This window comes from Pseudomonas sp. LAMO17WK12:I5, assembly GCF_900215165.1.
Taxonomy (GTDB): domain Bacteria; phylum Pseudomonadota; class Gammaproteobacteria; order Pseudomonadales; family Pseudomonadaceae; genus Aquipseudomonas; species Aquipseudomonas putida_A.
Genome location: NZ_OBDS01000002.1, coordinates 52,395 through 68,612 on the forward strand (window position 1 = coordinate 52,395; position 16,218 = coordinate 68,612).

Genomic DNA, 16,218 nt, shown 5'->3' on the forward strand with positions numbered 1-16,218 from the left:
GCTCACCGCGCCTGACAACCCTCGGTTGTGCGATCTTCAACGGAATCTACGCTTGGGTGAGTGTGCGCAGTGACAGGCGCCCTCAATCACAGGATAATGCCGCATCTTTTTTCGACGGCTCTGCCTTGCGGGTCGCTCGAAACGTTTGCTTGTTTGGCCGCCTTAGCCTGACAACCCTGGAGTGTCTGGTTTGATCGTCTTCCGTTATCTGTCCCGTGAAGTGATGTTGACCCTGAGCGCCGTCAGCGCCGTGCTGCTGGTCATCATCATGAGCGGTCGCTTCATCAAATACCTTGCCCAGGCCGCTGCGGGCCAACTCGATCCGGGATCGCTGTTCCTGATCATGGGTTACCGTCTGCCGGGTTTCATGCAGCTGATCCTGCCGTTGGGCCTGTTTCTCGGGATCCTGCTGGCTTACGGCCGGCTGTACCTCGAAAGCGAAATGACCGTGCTCTCGGCCACCGGCATGAGTCAGCAGCGTCTGCTGCGCATGACCCTGTTTCCGGCGACGCTGGTGGCACTGGTGGTGGCGTGGCTGAGCCTGAGTCTGGCCCCGCAAGGCGCTAACCAGTTTCAGTTGCTGCTGAACAAGCAGGACGCCCTGACCGAATTCGATACCCTCGAACCTGGCCGTTTCCAGGCGTTGCGTGACGGCACTCGGGTGACCTACACCGAAAGCCTGACCGACGATCGAGTCAACCTCGGTGGCGTGTTCATCTCGCAGAAAAACCTCGGCTCCGATCAGAAGGACCGCGGGATTTCCGTGCTGGTGGCCGAGAAGGGCCGTCAGGAGATCCACTCTGACGGCAACCGCTACCTGATCCTGCACAACGGCTATCGCTATGACGGCAGCCCGGGTCAGGCCGATTACCGCGCGATCAAATACGACACCTACGGCGTATTGCTGCCAAAACCTGATGCCAGTGACGAAGTCACCGACCGTGACGCGATCCCGACTTCGACCCTGCTGGGCGCCGACGACGAGCGTTCCAGGGCCGAACTGCAATGGCGGATTTCCCTGCCGTTGCTGGTGTTCATCGTGACCCTGATGGCGGTGCCGCTGTCGCGGGTCAATCCGCGTCAGGGCCGTTTCCTGAAGCTGCTGCCGGCGATTCTTCTATATATGGCTTACCTGACCATCCTGATTGCCGCCCGCGGCGCCCTCGAAAAAGGCAAGATCCCGCCGGCCCTTGGCCTGTGGTGGGTGCACGGGATCTTCCTGGTCATCGGTCTCGGCCTGCTGTACTGGGAGCCGTTGCGCCTGAAGCTGGCCAGCCGTCGCAGCGCTGCGCTGGAGGTGGCCCGTGGTTAAACTCGACCGCTACATCGGCAGCAGCGTATTCGTGGCGATCATCGCCGTGCTGGCGATCATTCTGGGTCTGGCGACCCTGTTTGCCTTCATCGACGAGATGAGCGACGTCAGCGATACCTACACGCTGACCGATGTGCTGAGCTTCGTCCTACTCACCGCGCCGCGTCGCCTGTATGAAATGTTGCCGATGGCCGCGCTGATCGGCTGTCTGATCGGCCTTGGCAGTCTGGCCAGCAGCAGCGAGCTGACGGTCATGCGTGCCGCGGGTGTGTCCATCGGGCGCATCGTCTGGGCCGTCATGAAGCCGATGCTGGTGCTGATGCTGGCCGGCGTGCTGATCGGCGAGTACGTGGCACCGGCCACCGAAAGCATGGCCCAGGCCAATCGCTCGCTGGCGCAAGGCAGCGGCGATGCGCAGAGCGCCAAGCACGGCATGTGGCACCGTCAGGGTGAGGAATTCATCCATATCAACGCCGTGCAACCCGACGGCCTGTTGTATGGGGTGACCCGCTATCACTTCGACAAAGAGCGCCACCTGCTCAGCTCCAGCTTCGCCAAGCGTGCGGAGTTCGACGGCAAGCGCTGGCTGCTCAGCGACGTGACCACCACGGTGTTCCACGAGCGCAGCACCGAAGTGGTGAATGCGCCGAGCGAGGAGTGGGACGTGTCGCTGAGCCCGCAACTGCTCAACACGGTGGTGATGGCGCCTGAGTCGCTGTCGATTTCCGGTCTGTGGGGCTATATCCACTATCTGGCGGATCAAGGCCTGAGCAATGGCCGCTACTGGCTGGCATTTTGGGTCAAGGTGTTGCAGCCGCTGGTCACCGCCGCGCTGGTGCTGATGGCGATCTCCTTCATCTTCGGTCCGTTGCGCTCGGTCACCCTCGGTCAGCGAGTGTTCACCGGTGTGCTGGTGGGCTTCACCTTCCGCATCGTCCAGGATCTGCTTGGCCCTTCGAGCCTGGTGTTCGGTTTCTCGCCGCTGTTCGCGGTGCTGGTGCCGGCCACGGTCTGTGCGCTGGCGGGTGTGTGGTTGCTGCGACGGGCCGGCTGATGGCCGCGTTGTTGCCAACGCTGTAACCGCGAAAACGCCTCGGTCGACAGATCGGGGCGTTTTCGTATGCAATCGGGGTGACAGGCGAACGTGACGCTTGCGCCGTGTATCAGGTACAATTCCCGGCTATTTTTCGGCGGGCCAAGCCTGCAGCCTTTTTGAGTGTTGATCCGTGAGTGATTTGAGTCATATCCGCAATTTCTCCATCATCGCCCACATTGACCATGGCAAGTCGACGCTGGCTGACCGTTTCATCCAGATGTGCGGTGGCCTGGCCGAGCGTGAAATGGAAGCCCAGGTACTGGATTCCATGGATCTGGAGCGCGAACGCGGGATCACCATCAAGGCCCACAGCGTTACCCTCTATTACAAAGCCAAAGATGGCGTCACCTACCAGCTGAACTTCATTGACACCCCGGGTCACGTCGACTTCACCTACGAAGTCAGCCGTTCCCTGGCCGCGTGTGAAGGTGCGTTGCTGGTGGTCGATGCCGGTCAGGGTGTTGAAGCCCAGTCCGTGGCCAACTGCTACACCGCCATCGAGCAGGGCCTCGAGGTCATGCCGGTGCTGAACAAGATCGACCTGCCACAGGCCGAGCCGGACCGCGTCAAGGACGAGATCGAGAAGATCATCGGCATCGACGCCACCGACGCCGTCACCTGCAGCGCCAAGACCGGCCTGGGTGTCGACGAAGTGCTCGAGCGTCTGGTCGCGACGATTCCTGCGCCGACCGGCAACATCGAAGATCCGCTGCAAGCGTTGATCATCGATTCCTGGTTCGACAACTACCTGGGCGTTGTTTCCCTGGTGCGCGTGCGTCATGGCCGCGTGAAGAAGGGCGACAAGATCCTGGTGAAATCCACCGGCAAGATCCACCTGGTCGACAGCGTTGGTGTATTCAATCCGAAGCACACTGCTACCGCTGACCTCAAGGCTGGCGAAGTGGGCTTCATCATCGCCAGCATCAAGGACATTCACGGTGCACCGGTCGGTGACACCCTGACCCTGAGCTCGACTCCGGATGTACCGGTTCTGCCCGGTTTCAAACGCATTCAGCCGCAGGTTTACGCCGGTCTGTTCCCGGTCAGCTCCGACGACTTCGAGGACTTCCGCGAAGCGCTGCAGAAACTGACCCTGAACGACTCGTCGCTGCAGTACACCCCGGAAAGCTCCGACGCACTGGGCTTCGGCTTCCGTTGCGGGTTCCTCGGCATGCTGCACATGGAGATCATCCAGGAGCGCCTCGAGCGCGAATACGACCTGGACCTGATCACCACCGCGCCAACGGTAATTTTCGAGCTGGTGCTGAAAACCGGTGAAACGATTTACGTCGACAACCCATCCAAGCTTCCGGATGTGTCGGCCATCGAAGACATGCGCGAGCCGATCGTGCGGGCCAACATCCTGGTTCCGCAGGAGCACCTGGGTAACGTCATCACCCTGTGCATCGAGAAACGCGGCGTACAGGTCGACATGCTGTTCCTCGGCAATCAGGTCCAGGTGACCTACGACCTGCCGATGAACGAAGTGGTCCTGGACTTCTTCGACCGTCTCAAATCCACCAGCCGTGGCTATGCTTCGCTGGATTACCATTTCGATCGTTACCAATCGGCTAATCTGGTGAAACTGGACGTGCTGATCAACGGTGACAAGGTCGACGCCCTGGCGTTGATCGTGCACCGTGACAATTCGCACTTCAAAGGTCGCCAGTTGACCGAGAAGATGAAAGAACTGATTCCTCGTCAGATGTTCGACGTGGCGATCCAGGCGGCCATTGGCGGTCAGATCGTTGCCCGGACAACCGTCAAGGCACTCAGAAAGAACGTATTGGCCAAATGCTACGGCGGTGACGTAAGCCGTAAGAAAAAGCTGCTTGAAAAGCAAAAGGCCGGTAAGAAACGCATGAAGCAGGTCGGCAACGTGGAAATTCCACAAGAAGCCTTCCTTGCCGTGCTCAGGTTGGAATAGTCAGGTCCTATGTCACTAAATTTCCCGCTGTTGCTGGTCATCGCCGTGTTCGTCTGCGGCCTGTTGGCGTTGCTCGATCTGCTGTTCCTGGCGCCGCGTCGGCGTGCTGCCATTGCCTCTTATCAAGGCAGTGTCAGCCAGCCCGAGCCCGTGGTGGTCGAGAAGCTGAACAAAGAGCCGTTGCTGGTTGAATACGGCAAGTCGTTCTTTCCGGTGCTGTTCATCGTGCTGGTGCTGCGTTCGTTCCTGGTGGAACCGTTCCAGATTCCATCCGGCTCGATGAAACCGACCCTGGACGTCGGCGACTTCATTCTGGTGAACAAGTTTTCTTACGGGATCCGCCTGCCGGTGATCGACAAGAAAATCATCGAAGTCGGTGATCCGCAGCGTGGCGATGTGATGGTGTTCCGCTACCCGAGCGACCCGAACGTCAACTACATCAAGCGTGTAGTCGGTCTGCCGGGCGATACGGTGCGTTACACCGCCGACAAGCGTCTGTTGGTCAATGGCGAGTCGATTGCCGAGCAACTGGTCGGCTCCGAGCCGGGCACGCTGGGCAGCGCGGAACTCTACAAGGAAAAACTCGGCGCTGCCGAGCACCTGATCCGCAAGGAAATGAGCCGCTACCGCGCTACGCCGGACCATACCTGGACCGTGCCGGCCGGGCACTACTTCATGATGGGCGACAACCGCGACAACTCCAACGACAGTCGCTACTGGGATGACCCGAACATTCCCAAGGATCTGCTGGGCATGGTTCCCGACCAGAATATCGTCGGCAAAGCCTTCGCTGTCTGGATGAGCTGGCCGGAACCGAAACTCAGCCACCTGCCGAATTTCTCGCGGGTTGGCCTGATCAAGTAATCAATCACGGCGCTGTTGACCACAGCGCCGAATGCATTTCTGGAGTCGACACAAATCGGCACCAGGGCATGAAGCCACGATATTCAGGACGTCATTTTTGAACACAGCGTTAATTGTCCCAGGCCTGCGCCGTACCCCGGCGATGGCAGTGGAATCCAGCCACGAACTCAGCGTGGGTAAACCGTGAGCGTTTCTCTAAGCCGTCTCGAGCGCCAGCTCGGTTACACCTTCAAGGATCAGGAGCTGATGCTGCTGGCCCTCACGCACCGCAGCTTTGCCGGGCGTAACAACGAACGCCTGGAATTCCTCGGCGATGCCATCCTCAACTTCGTCGCCGGCGAGGCGCTGTTTGATCGCTTCCCGCTGGCCCGCGAAGGCCAATTGTCGCGTTTGCGTGCACGTTTGGTGAAGGGTGAGACACTGGCCGTACTGGCCCGTGGTTTCGACTTGGGCGACTACCTGCGTCTGGGCTCGGGCGAACTGAAAAGCGGTGGCTTCCGTCGCGAATCGATTCTGGCCGATGCCCTGGAAGCGTTGATCGGCGCGATCTACCTCGATGCCGGCATGGACGTCGCTCGCGAGCGCGTACTGGCCTGGCTGGCCGGTGAGTTCGAAGGCCTGACGCTGGTCGACACCAACAAGGATCCCAAGACCCGTCTGCAGGAACACCTGCAATCGCGCGGTTGCGAACTGCCACGCTACGAAGTGGTGGATATCCAGGGTGAGCCGCACTGCCGTACCTTCTTCGTCGAGTGCGAAGTTGTCTTATTGAATGAAAAAAGCCGAGGTCAGGGTGTGAGCCGTCGTATTGCCGAACAGGTAGCGGCCGCCGCAGCACTGATTGCCCTGGGCGTGGAGAATGGCAATGACTGATACAAACGCAACTCGCTGTGGCTACGTTGCCATCGTCGGCCGTCCCAACGTCGGCAAGTCGACGTTGCTCAACCACATCCTCGGCCAGAAGCTCGCGATCACCTCGCGCAAGCCGCAGACCACCCGTCACAACATGCTCGGGATCAAGACCGAGGGTGACGTGCAGGCGATCTACGTCGACACCCCCGGCATGCACAAGGGGGGCGAAAAGGCCCTGAACCGCTACATGAACAAAACCGCTTCGGCAGCATTGAAAGACGTCGACGTGGTGATCTTCGTAGTCGATCGCACCAAGTGGACCGAAGAAGACCAGATGGTCCTGGAGCGCGTGCAGTACGTGACCGGCCCGCTGATCGTCGCATTGAACAAGACCGACCGCATCGAAGACAAGGCCGAGCTGATGCCGCACCTGTCGTGGTTGCAGGAACAGCTGCCGAACGCACAGATCATCCCGATTTCCGCGCAACACGGGCACAACCTCGACGCGCTGGAAAAGGTCATCGCCGATCACCTGCCGGAGAACGATCACTTCTTCCCGGAAGACCAGATCACCGACCGCAGCAGCCGTTTCCTCGCCGCTGAACTGGTGCGCGAGAAAATCATGCGCCAGATGGGCGCCGAGCTGCCGTACCAGATCACCGTCGAGATCGAAGAGTTCAAGCAGCAGGGCAAGACCCTGCACATCCACGCGCTGATCCTCGTCGAGCGTGACGGCCAGAAGAAAATCATCATTGGCGACAAAGGCGAGCGCATCAAGCGCATCGGCACCGAGGCGCGCAAGGACATGGAGCTGCTGTTCGACTCCAAGATCATGCTCAACCTGTGGGTCAAGGTGAAGGGCGGCTGGTCCGACGACGAGCGTGCACTGCGTTCGCTGGGTTACGGCGACCTGTAATCACCGTTCCAGAGAACACCGATACCCACTGTGGGAGCGAGCCTGCTCGCGAAGGGATGTAACATTCAGCATTGATGTTGACTGTCACTCCGCTTTCGCGAGCAGGCTCGCTCCCACATTTGGTTTTTGGGTGGTGTGTAAAAACTGCGTTTCTTCATCGAGAACTCCATGTCGCAAACCCCACCTCCCGTCCAGCTCGCCTACGTCCTGCATTCGCGCGCCTACCGCGAAACCAGCGCGCTGGTCGACTTCCTCACGCCGCAAGGGCGGCTGCGGGCGGTGTTGCGCAGTGCGCGGGGCAAGGCCGGGACATTGGCGCGACCGTTCGTGCCGCTGGAAGTCGAGTTTCGTGGCAAGGGTGAATTGAAGAACGTCGGGCGAATGGAAAGTGCCGGCAACGCGACCTGGATGGTCGGTGAGGCGCTGTTCAGTGGCCTCTATCTCAATGAGCTGCTGATCCGCCTGCTGCCTGCCGAAGACCCGCACCCGGCGGTGTTCGACCATTACGCTGCAACACTGCTGGCCCTGGCCGAGGGTCGCCCGTTGGAGCCACTACTGCGTTCTTTCGAATGGCGCCTGTTGGACGATCTCGGTTACGGCTTCTCCCTGAACACCGATATCCACAGCGAACCGGTCGCGCCGGACGGTCTCTATCGTCTGCAAGTGGACGCCGGGCTTGAACGGGTGTTTCTGTTGCAGCCGGGCCTGTTCAACGGCACCGAACTGCTGGCCATGGCCGAAGCCGACTGGACCGCTCCCGGCGCACTGTCTGCCGCCAAGCGTCTGATGCGTCAGGCACTGGCCGTGCACTTGGGCGGTCGCCCCCTCGTCAGCCGCGAGCTATTTCGCAAGCCCTGATATGCTGTGCGCCGAATATTTCCCTTCAGGAGCGCATCCGTGACCACCAGCAATCGCATTCTTCTTGGCGTGAACATCGACCACGTCGCCACCCTGCGTCAGGCCCGTGGCACACGCTACCCGGATCCGGTCAAGGCAGCGCTGGACGCGGAAGAGGCGGGCGCCGATGGCATCACCGTGCACTTGCGTGAAGACCGCCGGCACATTCAGGAGCGCGACGTGCTGCTGCTCAAGGATGTGCTGCAGACCCGCATGAATTTCGAAATGGGCGTCACCGAAGAAATGATGGCGTTCGCCGAACGCATCCGTCCGGCGCACATTTGCCTCGTCCCGGAAACCCGTCAGGAACTGACCACTGAAGGCGGTCTGGATGTAGCGGGGCAGGAAGAACGCATCAGGGCAGCGGTCGAGCGCCTGTCGAAGATCGGCAGCGAAGTGTCGTTGTTCATCGATGCTGACGAACGCCAGATCGCTGCGTCGAAGCGCGTCGGTGCGCCGGCCATCGAACTGCACACCGGGCGTTACGCTGATGCCGAAACTCCGAGCGAAGTCGCTGAAGAGCTGAAGCGTGTGGCGGACGGCGTGGCGTTCGGTCTGGCGCAGGGCCTGATCGTCAACGCCGGGCATGGCCTGCATTATCACAACGTCGAAGCCGTGGCGGCGATCAAGGGCATCAACGAATTGAACATCGGCCATGCGCTGGTGGCGCATGCGTTGTTCGTCGGGTTCAAGTCTGCAGTGTCCGAGATGAAGGCGCTGATCTTGGCTGCCGCCAAGCACTAAGCCTCGACACAAAAACCTGTGGGAGCGAGCCTGCTCGCGAAAGCGGTAAATCAGTCAACCATGATGTCGACTGACACGACGCCTTCGCGAGCAGGCTCGCTCCCACATTTGTTTTTGGGGCGGTGGTTAGAGCGGGGCAGGCTCTTGAGCCGGTTTTGACTTGTCGATACCGGGCACATGCAGATTGCCCTCGGCCACCTGATCGCCTTCAAGCTGCGGCTGGGTCACCCAGGTCAGGATGTCGTAGTAGCGACGGATGTTCGCCACGAAATGCACCGGCTCGCCGCCCCGGGCGTAGCCGTAGCGGGTCTTGCTGTACCACTGCTTCTGCGACAGGCGCGGCAGCATCTTCTTCACGTCCAGCCACTTGTCCGGGTTCAGGCCTTCGCGGGACGCCAGTTTGCGTGCGTCATCGAGGTGACCGCTGCCGACGTTGTACGCCGCCAGCGCAAACCAGGTGCGGTCCGGTTCCTGAATCGATTCGTCGAGCTGATCCTTCATGTAGGCCAGGTACTTGGCGCCGCCCATGATGCTTTGCTTGGGATCGAGACGGTTCGACACGCCCATCGCCTGAGCGGTGTTCTGGGTCAGCATCATCAAACCGCGCACGCCGGTTTTCGAAGTGACTGCCGGTTGCCACAGCGATTCCTGATAACCGATGGCCGCCAGCAGGCGCCAGTCGACTTTCTCTTTCTTGGCGTAGGTCTTGAAGTGCTGTTCGTATTTGGGCAGGCGCTGCTGCAAGTGCTGGGCGAAGGTAGTGGCGCCCATGTAGCCGAGGACATCGACATGGCCGTAATAGCGGTCTTTCAGGCGCTGCAGGGTGCCGTTCTTCTGCACCTTGTCGAGGTAGGCGTTGATCTCGTTGAGCAGGCTGTTGTCTTCGCCGGCGGCCACCGCCCAACTCTGGCTGCGCGCATCGCCGAGGTCGAAGGCCACGCGGATGTTGGTGAAGTACACCTGGTTCATCGCCACTTCGTTGGAGTCGACCAGCGTCAGGTCGATCTGGCCTTCATCGACCATGCGCAACAGGTCGACCACTTCAACGGCGTCGGATTCTTCGTATTCGATGCCTGGAAATTTCTTTTTCAGCTCCGCCAGTTGTTCAGCGTGGGTGCTGCCCTTGAGCACCATGATTTTCTTGCCGACCAGATCGCCCGGGTCGGTAGGGCGCGACTGGCCGTTGCGGTAGATGATCTGCGGAGTGACTTCGAGGTAGGAGTGGGAAAACCGCACCTGCTTCTTGCGATCCTCGCTGCTGACCAGACCTGCCGCCGCCAGCACCGGGCCGTTCGGCTTGCCGATCTGATTGAACAGGTCATCGAGGTTGTCGGCGGTCTCGATCTTCAGTTCGACCCCCAAATCGTCGGCGAAGCGTTTCACCAGCTCGTATTCGAAGCCGGTTTCACCGCTGCGATCCTGAAAGTAGGTGGCGGGGCTGTTACGGGTAATCACCCGCAGCACACCATCCTCCTTTACGCGCTCGAGTGTGTTGGGTTTATCAACACAGCCACCGAGCATCAGGAAGAGTCCGGTTGCGATCAGCCATTTGGCGTACCGCGGACGCAAAGCCGTTGGGAAAAACATCTGCGCAGTATACGCAAACGGCTGCGGGCGCCATATCTCGACAGTGAGCGGCTTGTCTGCTAGACGTCACAAAACCGCACGAAACCCCGCAGGAATGGGGCTGAACGGCATTTTGTGACAGAAAAAATAAGCGCTGCTCGCACACCCTTTAAATTTGACTTCAAAGGCAGAAACACAGATTGATATCCGAGTGCAACCGTGCGTAGCGTTTCGGGTGATGTTGAGGGCGGTTTAGGCTAGAATGCACGGCCTCAAAGCACACCCCTTCCCGAGGCTGTCCCGAAGATGTTGATCCTGCGCGGCGCTCCTGCCCTTTCTGCCTTTCGCCACAGCAAACTCCTTGAGCAACTGAGCCAGAAGGTTCCAGCTGTCAGTGGCCTGTATGCTGAATTCGCTCACTTCGCCGAAGTCACCGGCGTCCTGACCGGCGACGAACAGCAGGTGCTTGCGCGCCTTCTGAAGTACGGCCCAAGCGTTCCGGTACAAGAGCCGACCGGTCGTCTGTTTCTGGTGTTGCCGCGTTTCGGCACCATCTCGCCATGGTCGAGCAAGGCCAGCGACATCGCCCGCAACTGCGGCCTGAGCAAGATCCAGCGCCTGGAACGCGGCATCGCGTTCTACGTGGCCGGCCAGTTCAGCGACGCCGAGGCCCAGCAAATCGCCGACGTGCTGCATGACCGCATGACCCAGATCGTTCTGGGCAATCTGGAACAGGCCGCCGGTCTGTTCAGCCACGCCGAGCCGAAGCCGCTGACCGCGATCGACATTCTTGGTGGCGGCCGCGCCGCGCTGGAAAAGGCCAACACCGAGCTGGGCCTGGCCCTGGCCGAAGACGAGATCGATTATCTGGTCAACGCCTTCAACGGTCTCAAGCGCAACCCGCACGACATCGAACTGATGATGTTCGCCCAGGCCAACTCCGAGCACTGCCGCCACAAGATCTTCAACGCCAGTTGGGATATTGACGGCGAAAGCCAGGAAAAAAGCCTGTTCGGCATGATCAAGAACACCTATCAGATGCACAACGAAGGCGTGCTGTCCGCTTATAAGGACAACGCTTCGGTGATCGTCGGAAACGTCGCCGGCCGCTTCTTCCCGGATCCGGAAACCCGCCAGTACGGCGCGGTGCAGGAGCCGGTGCACATCCTGATGAAGGTCGAAACCCACAACCACCCGACCGCGATCGCCCCGTTCCCGGGTGCCTCCACCGGTTCCGGTGGCGAGATCCGCGACGAAGGTGCAACCGGTCGTGGCGCCAAGCCAAAGGCCGGCCTGACCGGTTTCACCGTGTCCAACCTGCAGATCCCGGGCTTCGAACAGCCGTGGGAAGTGCCGTACGGCAAGCCTGAGCGCATCGTTACCGCGCTGGACATCATGATCGAAGGCCCGCTGGGCGGCGCCGCGTTCAACAACGAATTCGGTCGTCCGGCCCTGACCGGCTACTTCCGTACCTTCGAACAGTCGATCTCCACCCCGCACGGTGATGAAGTTCGTGGTTACCACAAGCCGATCATGCTCGCGGGCGGCATGGGCAACATCCGTGAAGAACACGTCAAGAAAGGCGAGATTCTGGTCGGCTCCAAGCTGATCGTGCTTGGCGGCCCGGCAATGCTGATCGGTCTGGGCGGCGGCGCCGCTTCCTCGATGGCCACCGGCACCAGCTCGGCGGATCTCGACTTCGCTTCCGTACAGCGTGAAAACCCTGAGATGGAACGTCGCTGCCAGGAAGTCATCGACCGTTGCTGGCAACTGGGCGACAAGAACCCGATCAGCTTCATCCACGACGTGGGTGCGGGCGGTCTGTCCAACGCCTTCCCGGAACTGGTCAACGACGGCGACCGTGGTGGCCGTTTCGAACTGCGCAACATTCCCAACGACGAGCCGGGCATGGCCCCGCACGAAATCTGGTCCAATGAATCCCAGGAACGTTACGTTCTGGCGGTCGGCCCGGCCGACTTCGAGCGCTTCCAGGCGATCTGCGAACGTGAGCGCTGCCCGTTCGCCGTGGTCGGCGAAGCCACTGCCGAGCCGCAACTGACCGTGACGGACAGCCACTTCGGCAACAACCCGGTGGACATGCCACTGGAAGTGTTGCTGGGCAAGGCCCCGCGCATGCACCGTTCGGTGGTTCGCGAAGCCGAGCTGGGCGACGATTTCGATCCGTCTAACCTCGACATCAGCGAATCCATCGAGCGCGTCCTGCATCACCCGGCCGTGGCGAGCAAAAGCTTCCTGATCACCATCGGCGACCGCACCATCACCGGCCTCGTCGCCCGTGACCAGATGGTTGGCCCGTGGCAGGTTCCGGTGGCCGACGTCGCCGTCACCGCCACCAGTTTCGACGTCTACACCGGTGAAGCGATGGCCATGGGCGAGCGCACTCCGCTGGCGCTGCTGGACGCTCCGGCGTCGGGCCGCATGGCCATCGGCGAAACCCTGACCAACATTGCCGCTTCGCGTATCAACAAGATCTCCGACATCAAACTGTCGGCGAACTGGATGTCCGCCGCCGGCCACCCGGGCGAAGACGCGCGTCTGTACGACACCGTGAAAGCGGTCGGCATGGAACTGTGCCCTGAGCTGGGCATCACCATTCCGGTGGGCAAGGACTCCATGTCCATGGCCACCCGCTGGAACGACAACGGCGAAGAAAAAACCGTGACCTCGCCGATGTCGCTGATCGTGACCGGTTTCGCCCCAGTGGCTGACATCCGTCAGACCCTGACTCCGGAACTGCGCATGGACAAGGGCACCACCGACCTGATCCTGATCGACCTCGGTCGCGGTCAGAACCGTATGGGTGCTTCGATCCTTGCTCAGGTTCACGGCAAGCTCGGCAAGCAGGCGCCGGACGTCGACGACGCCGAAGACCTGAAAGCCTTCTTCGCGGTGATCCAGGGCCTCAACGCCGACGGTCACCTGCTGGCTTACCACGACCGTTCCGACGGTGGTCTACTGACCTCCGTGGTGGAAATGGCCTTTGCCGGCCACTGCGGTCTGAGCCTGAACCTGGACAGCGTTGCTGAAAATTCGGCAGAAATCGCCGCGATCCTGTTCAACGAAGAACTGGGTGCGGTGATCCAGGTTCGTCAGGACGCCACGCCAGACATCCTCGCGCAGTTCAGCGCGGCCGGTCTGGGTGACTGCGTGTCGGTGATCGGTCAGCCTATCAACAACGGCCAGATCAACATCACCTTCAACGGTGACACGGTGTTCGAAGGCCAGCGTCGTCTGCTGCAACGTCAGTGGGCCGAGACCAGCTACCAGATCCAGCGTCTGCGCGATAACGCCGACTGCGCCGAGCAAGAATTCGACGCGCTGCTGGAAGAAGACAACCCGGGCCTGAGCGTCAAGCTGAGCTACGACGTCAACCAGGACATCGCCGCGCCTTACATCAAGAAAGGCATCCGCCCACAGGTTGCCGTGCTGCGTGAGCAGGGCGTCAACGGTCAGGTGGAAATGGCGGCAGCGTTCGACCGTGCCGGTTTCAACGCGATCGACGTGCACATGAGCGACATTCTCGCTGGCCGCGTCGACCTGAACGAGTTCAAAGGTCTGGTGGCCTGCGGTGGCTTCTCCTACGGCGACGTACTCGGCGCCGGTGAAGGCTGGGCCAAGTCGGCGCTGTTCAACAGCCGTGCCCGCGATGCGTTCCAGGGCTTCTTCGAGCGTAACGACAGCTTCACCCTCGGTGTGTGCAACGGTTGCCAGATGATGTCCAACCTGCACGAGCTGATCCCGGGCAGCGAGTTCTGGCCGCATTTCGTGCGCAACCGCTCCGAGCAGTTCGAAGCGCGCGTGGCGATGGTGCAGATCCAGGAATCGAACTCGATCTTCCTGCAGGGCATGGCCGGTTCGCGTATGCCGATCGCCATCGCGCACGGTGAAGGCCATGCCGAGTTCTCCAGCGAAGAAGCCTTGCTGGAAGCCGATCTGTCCGGTTGCGTGGCGATGCGTTTCGTCGACAACCACGGCAAGGTCACCGAAGCCTACCCGGCCAACCCGAACGGCTCGCCGCGCGGGATTACCGGTCTCACCAGCCGCGACGGTCGTGTGACGATCATGATGCCGCACCCGGAGCGGGTGTTCCGCGCGGTGCAGAACTCGTGGCGTTCGGAAGACTGGACCGAGGATGCTCCTTGGATGCGCATGTTCCGTAATGCTCGCGTGTGGGTGAACTAAGCGTCGTGTACAAGCTCGGATTTTTTGTTCCTGACAGTCATGTCGAGGTGGTCAAGGACGCTTTATTCGCTGCCGGTGGTGGGCGGATCGGGGACTATGACCACTGTGCTTGGCAGGTGCTTGGGTCTGGTCAGTTTCGGCCTTTGGACGGCAGTCAGCCGTTCATTGGTGAGGCGGGGCAGGTTGAGCGGGTCGAGGAATGGAAGGTTGAGCTTGTGGTTTGTGACGCTTTGATTGGTGATGTGGTGGCTGCTTTGAAGTTGAGCCACCCTTACGAGACGCCGGCTTATGAGGTGTGGCGGCTGGAGGATTTCTGATCTTTCTGCCGCTGGAACGGGAAGCCCGCAGATGAGTGATTGTCTGCGGGTTTTTTGTTGCCTGCGATTTGCTTTTCTGTAGGAGTGAGCCTGCTCGCGATGGCGCCCTGACAGGCGACCATGCTCTGGCTGACTGTGTGAATATCCGTTGCTTCGGGTGCAGCGGCTGGCGGTTTCGCCCTTACGGCGAGTCACTTTTTACAAACGCCTAAAAAGTAACCCAAAACGCTTGCTCCTGCGTTCGGCCCGCTCGCTGAGGCTCGGGGTCCCTTCGCTCCGGTATTGATCCGGGCGCAGCGCCTCCGGTTTGCTTCGCTGCACCTCCTCTCGCTGTGTTTGGCTGCGCCAAACGGTCGCTGCGCTCCCACGCCCGGATCAATCCCTCCACTCAGCCTTCCGACGTCGCCCGTGGATCAAGATCAAGAGCGACAGCCGAGCTTGCGCTCATCCTGGAGTGGGGCGGCTTCGCCGCATGGGGTGTGCGCTTGCTAAATTGCAGGAGCCAGCTTGCTGGCGAAGGTGGCCTGACAGCCGACCAATCTCTACCTGAATACACCGGGTTCAAACTGTGGGAGCGGGCTTGCTCGCGAAGGCGTCCTGATAGCTCACTGATCCATTGCAGATGCCCACAACTCCTGTGGGAGCCTGGCTTGCCAGCGATGGCGGCCTGACAGCCGACCAGTCTCTATCTGGTGCAGTACTCACCTGTAGGAGCTGCCGAAGGCTGCGATCTTTTGACTTTGGTTTTTTACAGTCAAAGGGCAGATCAAAAGATCGTCCGAACGCGGCCCGAGCCTTCGGCAGCTCCTACACGGGATGTTTTGTGTTTAAGAGTGTGTGGAATTACCAGAAGCTTCCCACAAGGTTTTCAGGTTGTCCCTCGGACGTCCGGTCTCTAGGCTTCGTCTGTCGCTGCCAATTCAGCGACCGGGAGGTGAGATACCCGATTTGGATCCCCAGACAAGTGCCCCCATAATTGCGGCCAGCTTTCGCTGTCAGCAATTCATTATGGCGGCTATGTACGGGCGGACTTCGGTCCGGCCGGATTTGGGGTCCTTACCGGTAATCTCACTCCGTACATAGCTGCCACCTCTTCTTCGAGTGAGATCGGGAACAAGTGGCTACAACACTTAAAAGGACTTGTTCGATGGACAAACTGATCCCCGACCCACCCAACGAAACCATAGCACCACCCGTAGACGCCATCCGGGTTGAAGACCTGACGAAAGACCGTGAAGCCATCAAGCGCGCTGTCGATTTCTACTTCACCCCGCAACCCGCTGAGGCGCATCAGCCCAGCACGATGTTCCTGGTCAACCCCAGCATCGACACAGAAACCCTGCTGGCCCACGCCTACGAATCGTTGGCCTGCGCCAGTGCCATGGCCAGCAACTTCGCCAGCGAACTCAGCGGCCTGCAACGCAGTACCGCACTGGCGATTCAGCAAATCGTCATGCTCGCCGAACTGGCGGTAAATCGAGCGCTGGATCGAGTCGATCCGCAAACCTGATTCATCGGATGATC

General features: G+C 60.5%; 12 protein-coding genes. 11 read left to right on the forward strand and 1 reads right to left on the reverse strand.

Annotated features, from left to right (window positions below; all coding sequences use genetic code 11):
* Positions 1-190 precede the first annotated feature (190 nt).
* From lptF to pdxJ, 8 genes are all read left to right on the forward strand, one after another.
* Positions 191-1,312 carry an LPS export ABC transporter permease LptF gene (gene lptF / locus CRO59_RS03005; RefSeq protein ID WP_097086350.1) on the forward strand — a complete coding sequence of 374 codons (1,122 nt, stop codon included), beginning with the start codon at positions 191-193 and terminating at the stop codon, positions 1,310-1,312.
* Positions 1,305-2,366, forward strand: a complete 1,062-nt coding sequence (gene lptG / locus CRO59_RS03010; protein WP_007965162.1) for an LPS export ABC transporter permease LptG — start codon at positions 1,305-1,307, stop codon at positions 2,364-2,366. The genes lptF and lptG overlap by 8 nt, the downstream gene beginning before the upstream one ends.
* Before the next feature lie 172 nt (positions 2,367-2,538).
* Complete coding sequence (lepA, locus tag CRO59_RS03015) at positions 2,539-4,335, forward strand: translation elongation factor 4 (protein ID WP_003221926.1); 1,797 nt, start codon at positions 2,539-2,541, stop codon at positions 4,333-4,335.
* A 9-nt stretch (positions 4,336-4,344) separates the two neighbouring features.
* Positions 4,345-5,199 carry a signal peptidase I gene (lepB, locus tag CRO59_RS03020; protein WP_025112167.1) on the forward strand — a complete coding sequence of 285 codons (855 nt, stop codon included), beginning with the start codon at positions 4,345-4,347 and terminating at the stop codon, positions 5,197-5,199.
* 183 nt (positions 5,200-5,382) lie between these two features.
* On the forward strand, positions 5,383-6,072 hold the full coding sequence (gene rnc, locus CRO59_RS03025) for a ribonuclease III (protein WP_024011703.1): 690 nt from the start codon (positions 5,383-5,385) through the stop codon (positions 6,070-6,072).
* Positions 6,065-6,967 (forward strand): GTPase Era, encoded by a 903-nt coding sequence (gene era / locus CRO59_RS03030; RefSeq protein WP_003221935.1) that lies wholly within the window; start codon positions 6,065-6,067, stop codon positions 6,965-6,967. Before rnc ends, era begins: the two co-directional genes overlap by 8 nt.
* Before the next feature lie 168 nt (positions 6,968-7,135).
* A complete protein-coding gene (gene recO / locus CRO59_RS03035) occupies positions 7,136-7,825 on the forward strand; it encodes a DNA repair protein RecO (RefSeq protein ID WP_097086352.1) in 690 nt (229 codons plus the stop codon).
* A gap of 39 nt (positions 7,826-7,864) precedes the next feature.
* Positions 7,865-8,608: a pyridoxine 5'-phosphate synthase gene (gene pdxJ / locus CRO59_RS03040; protein WP_097086354.1), complete on the forward strand. Its 744-nt coding sequence runs from the start codon at positions 7,865-7,867 to the stop codon at positions 8,606-8,608.
* 126 nt (positions 8,609-8,734) lie between these two features.
* On the opposite strand, the gene mltF is transcribed toward pdxJ, so the two are convergent.
* On the reverse strand, positions 8,735-10,195 hold the full coding sequence (mltF, locus tag CRO59_RS03045; RefSeq protein WP_097086355.1) for a membrane-bound lytic murein transglycosylase MltF: 1,461 nt from the start codon (positions 10,193-10,195) through the stop codon (positions 8,735-8,737).
* 285 nt (positions 10,196-10,480) lie between these two features.
* On the opposite strand from mltF, the gene purL reads away from it, so the two are divergent.
* The 3 genes from purL to CRO59_RS03060 all read left to right on the forward strand — a co-directional run bounded on the left by purL (position 10,481) and on the right by CRO59_RS03060 (position 16,204).
* Positions 10,481-14,377 carry a phosphoribosylformylglycinamidine synthase gene (gene purL, locus CRO59_RS03050; RefSeq protein ID WP_097086356.1) on the forward strand — a complete coding sequence of 1,299 codons (3,897 nt, stop codon included), beginning with the start codon at positions 10,481-10,483 and terminating at the stop codon, positions 14,375-14,377.
* Between the two features lie 5 nt (positions 14,378-14,382).
* Entirely contained in the window at positions 14,383-14,694 is a 312-nt protein-coding gene (locus CRO59_RS03055) for a YqfO family protein (protein ID WP_097086744.1), read from the forward strand.
* A gap of 1,147 nt (positions 14,695-15,841) precedes the next feature.
* Entirely contained in the window at positions 15,842-16,204 is a 363-nt protein-coding gene (locus CRO59_RS03060; RefSeq protein WP_097086359.1) for a DUF6124 family protein, read from the forward strand.
* Positions 16,205-16,218 lie beyond the last annotated feature (14 nt).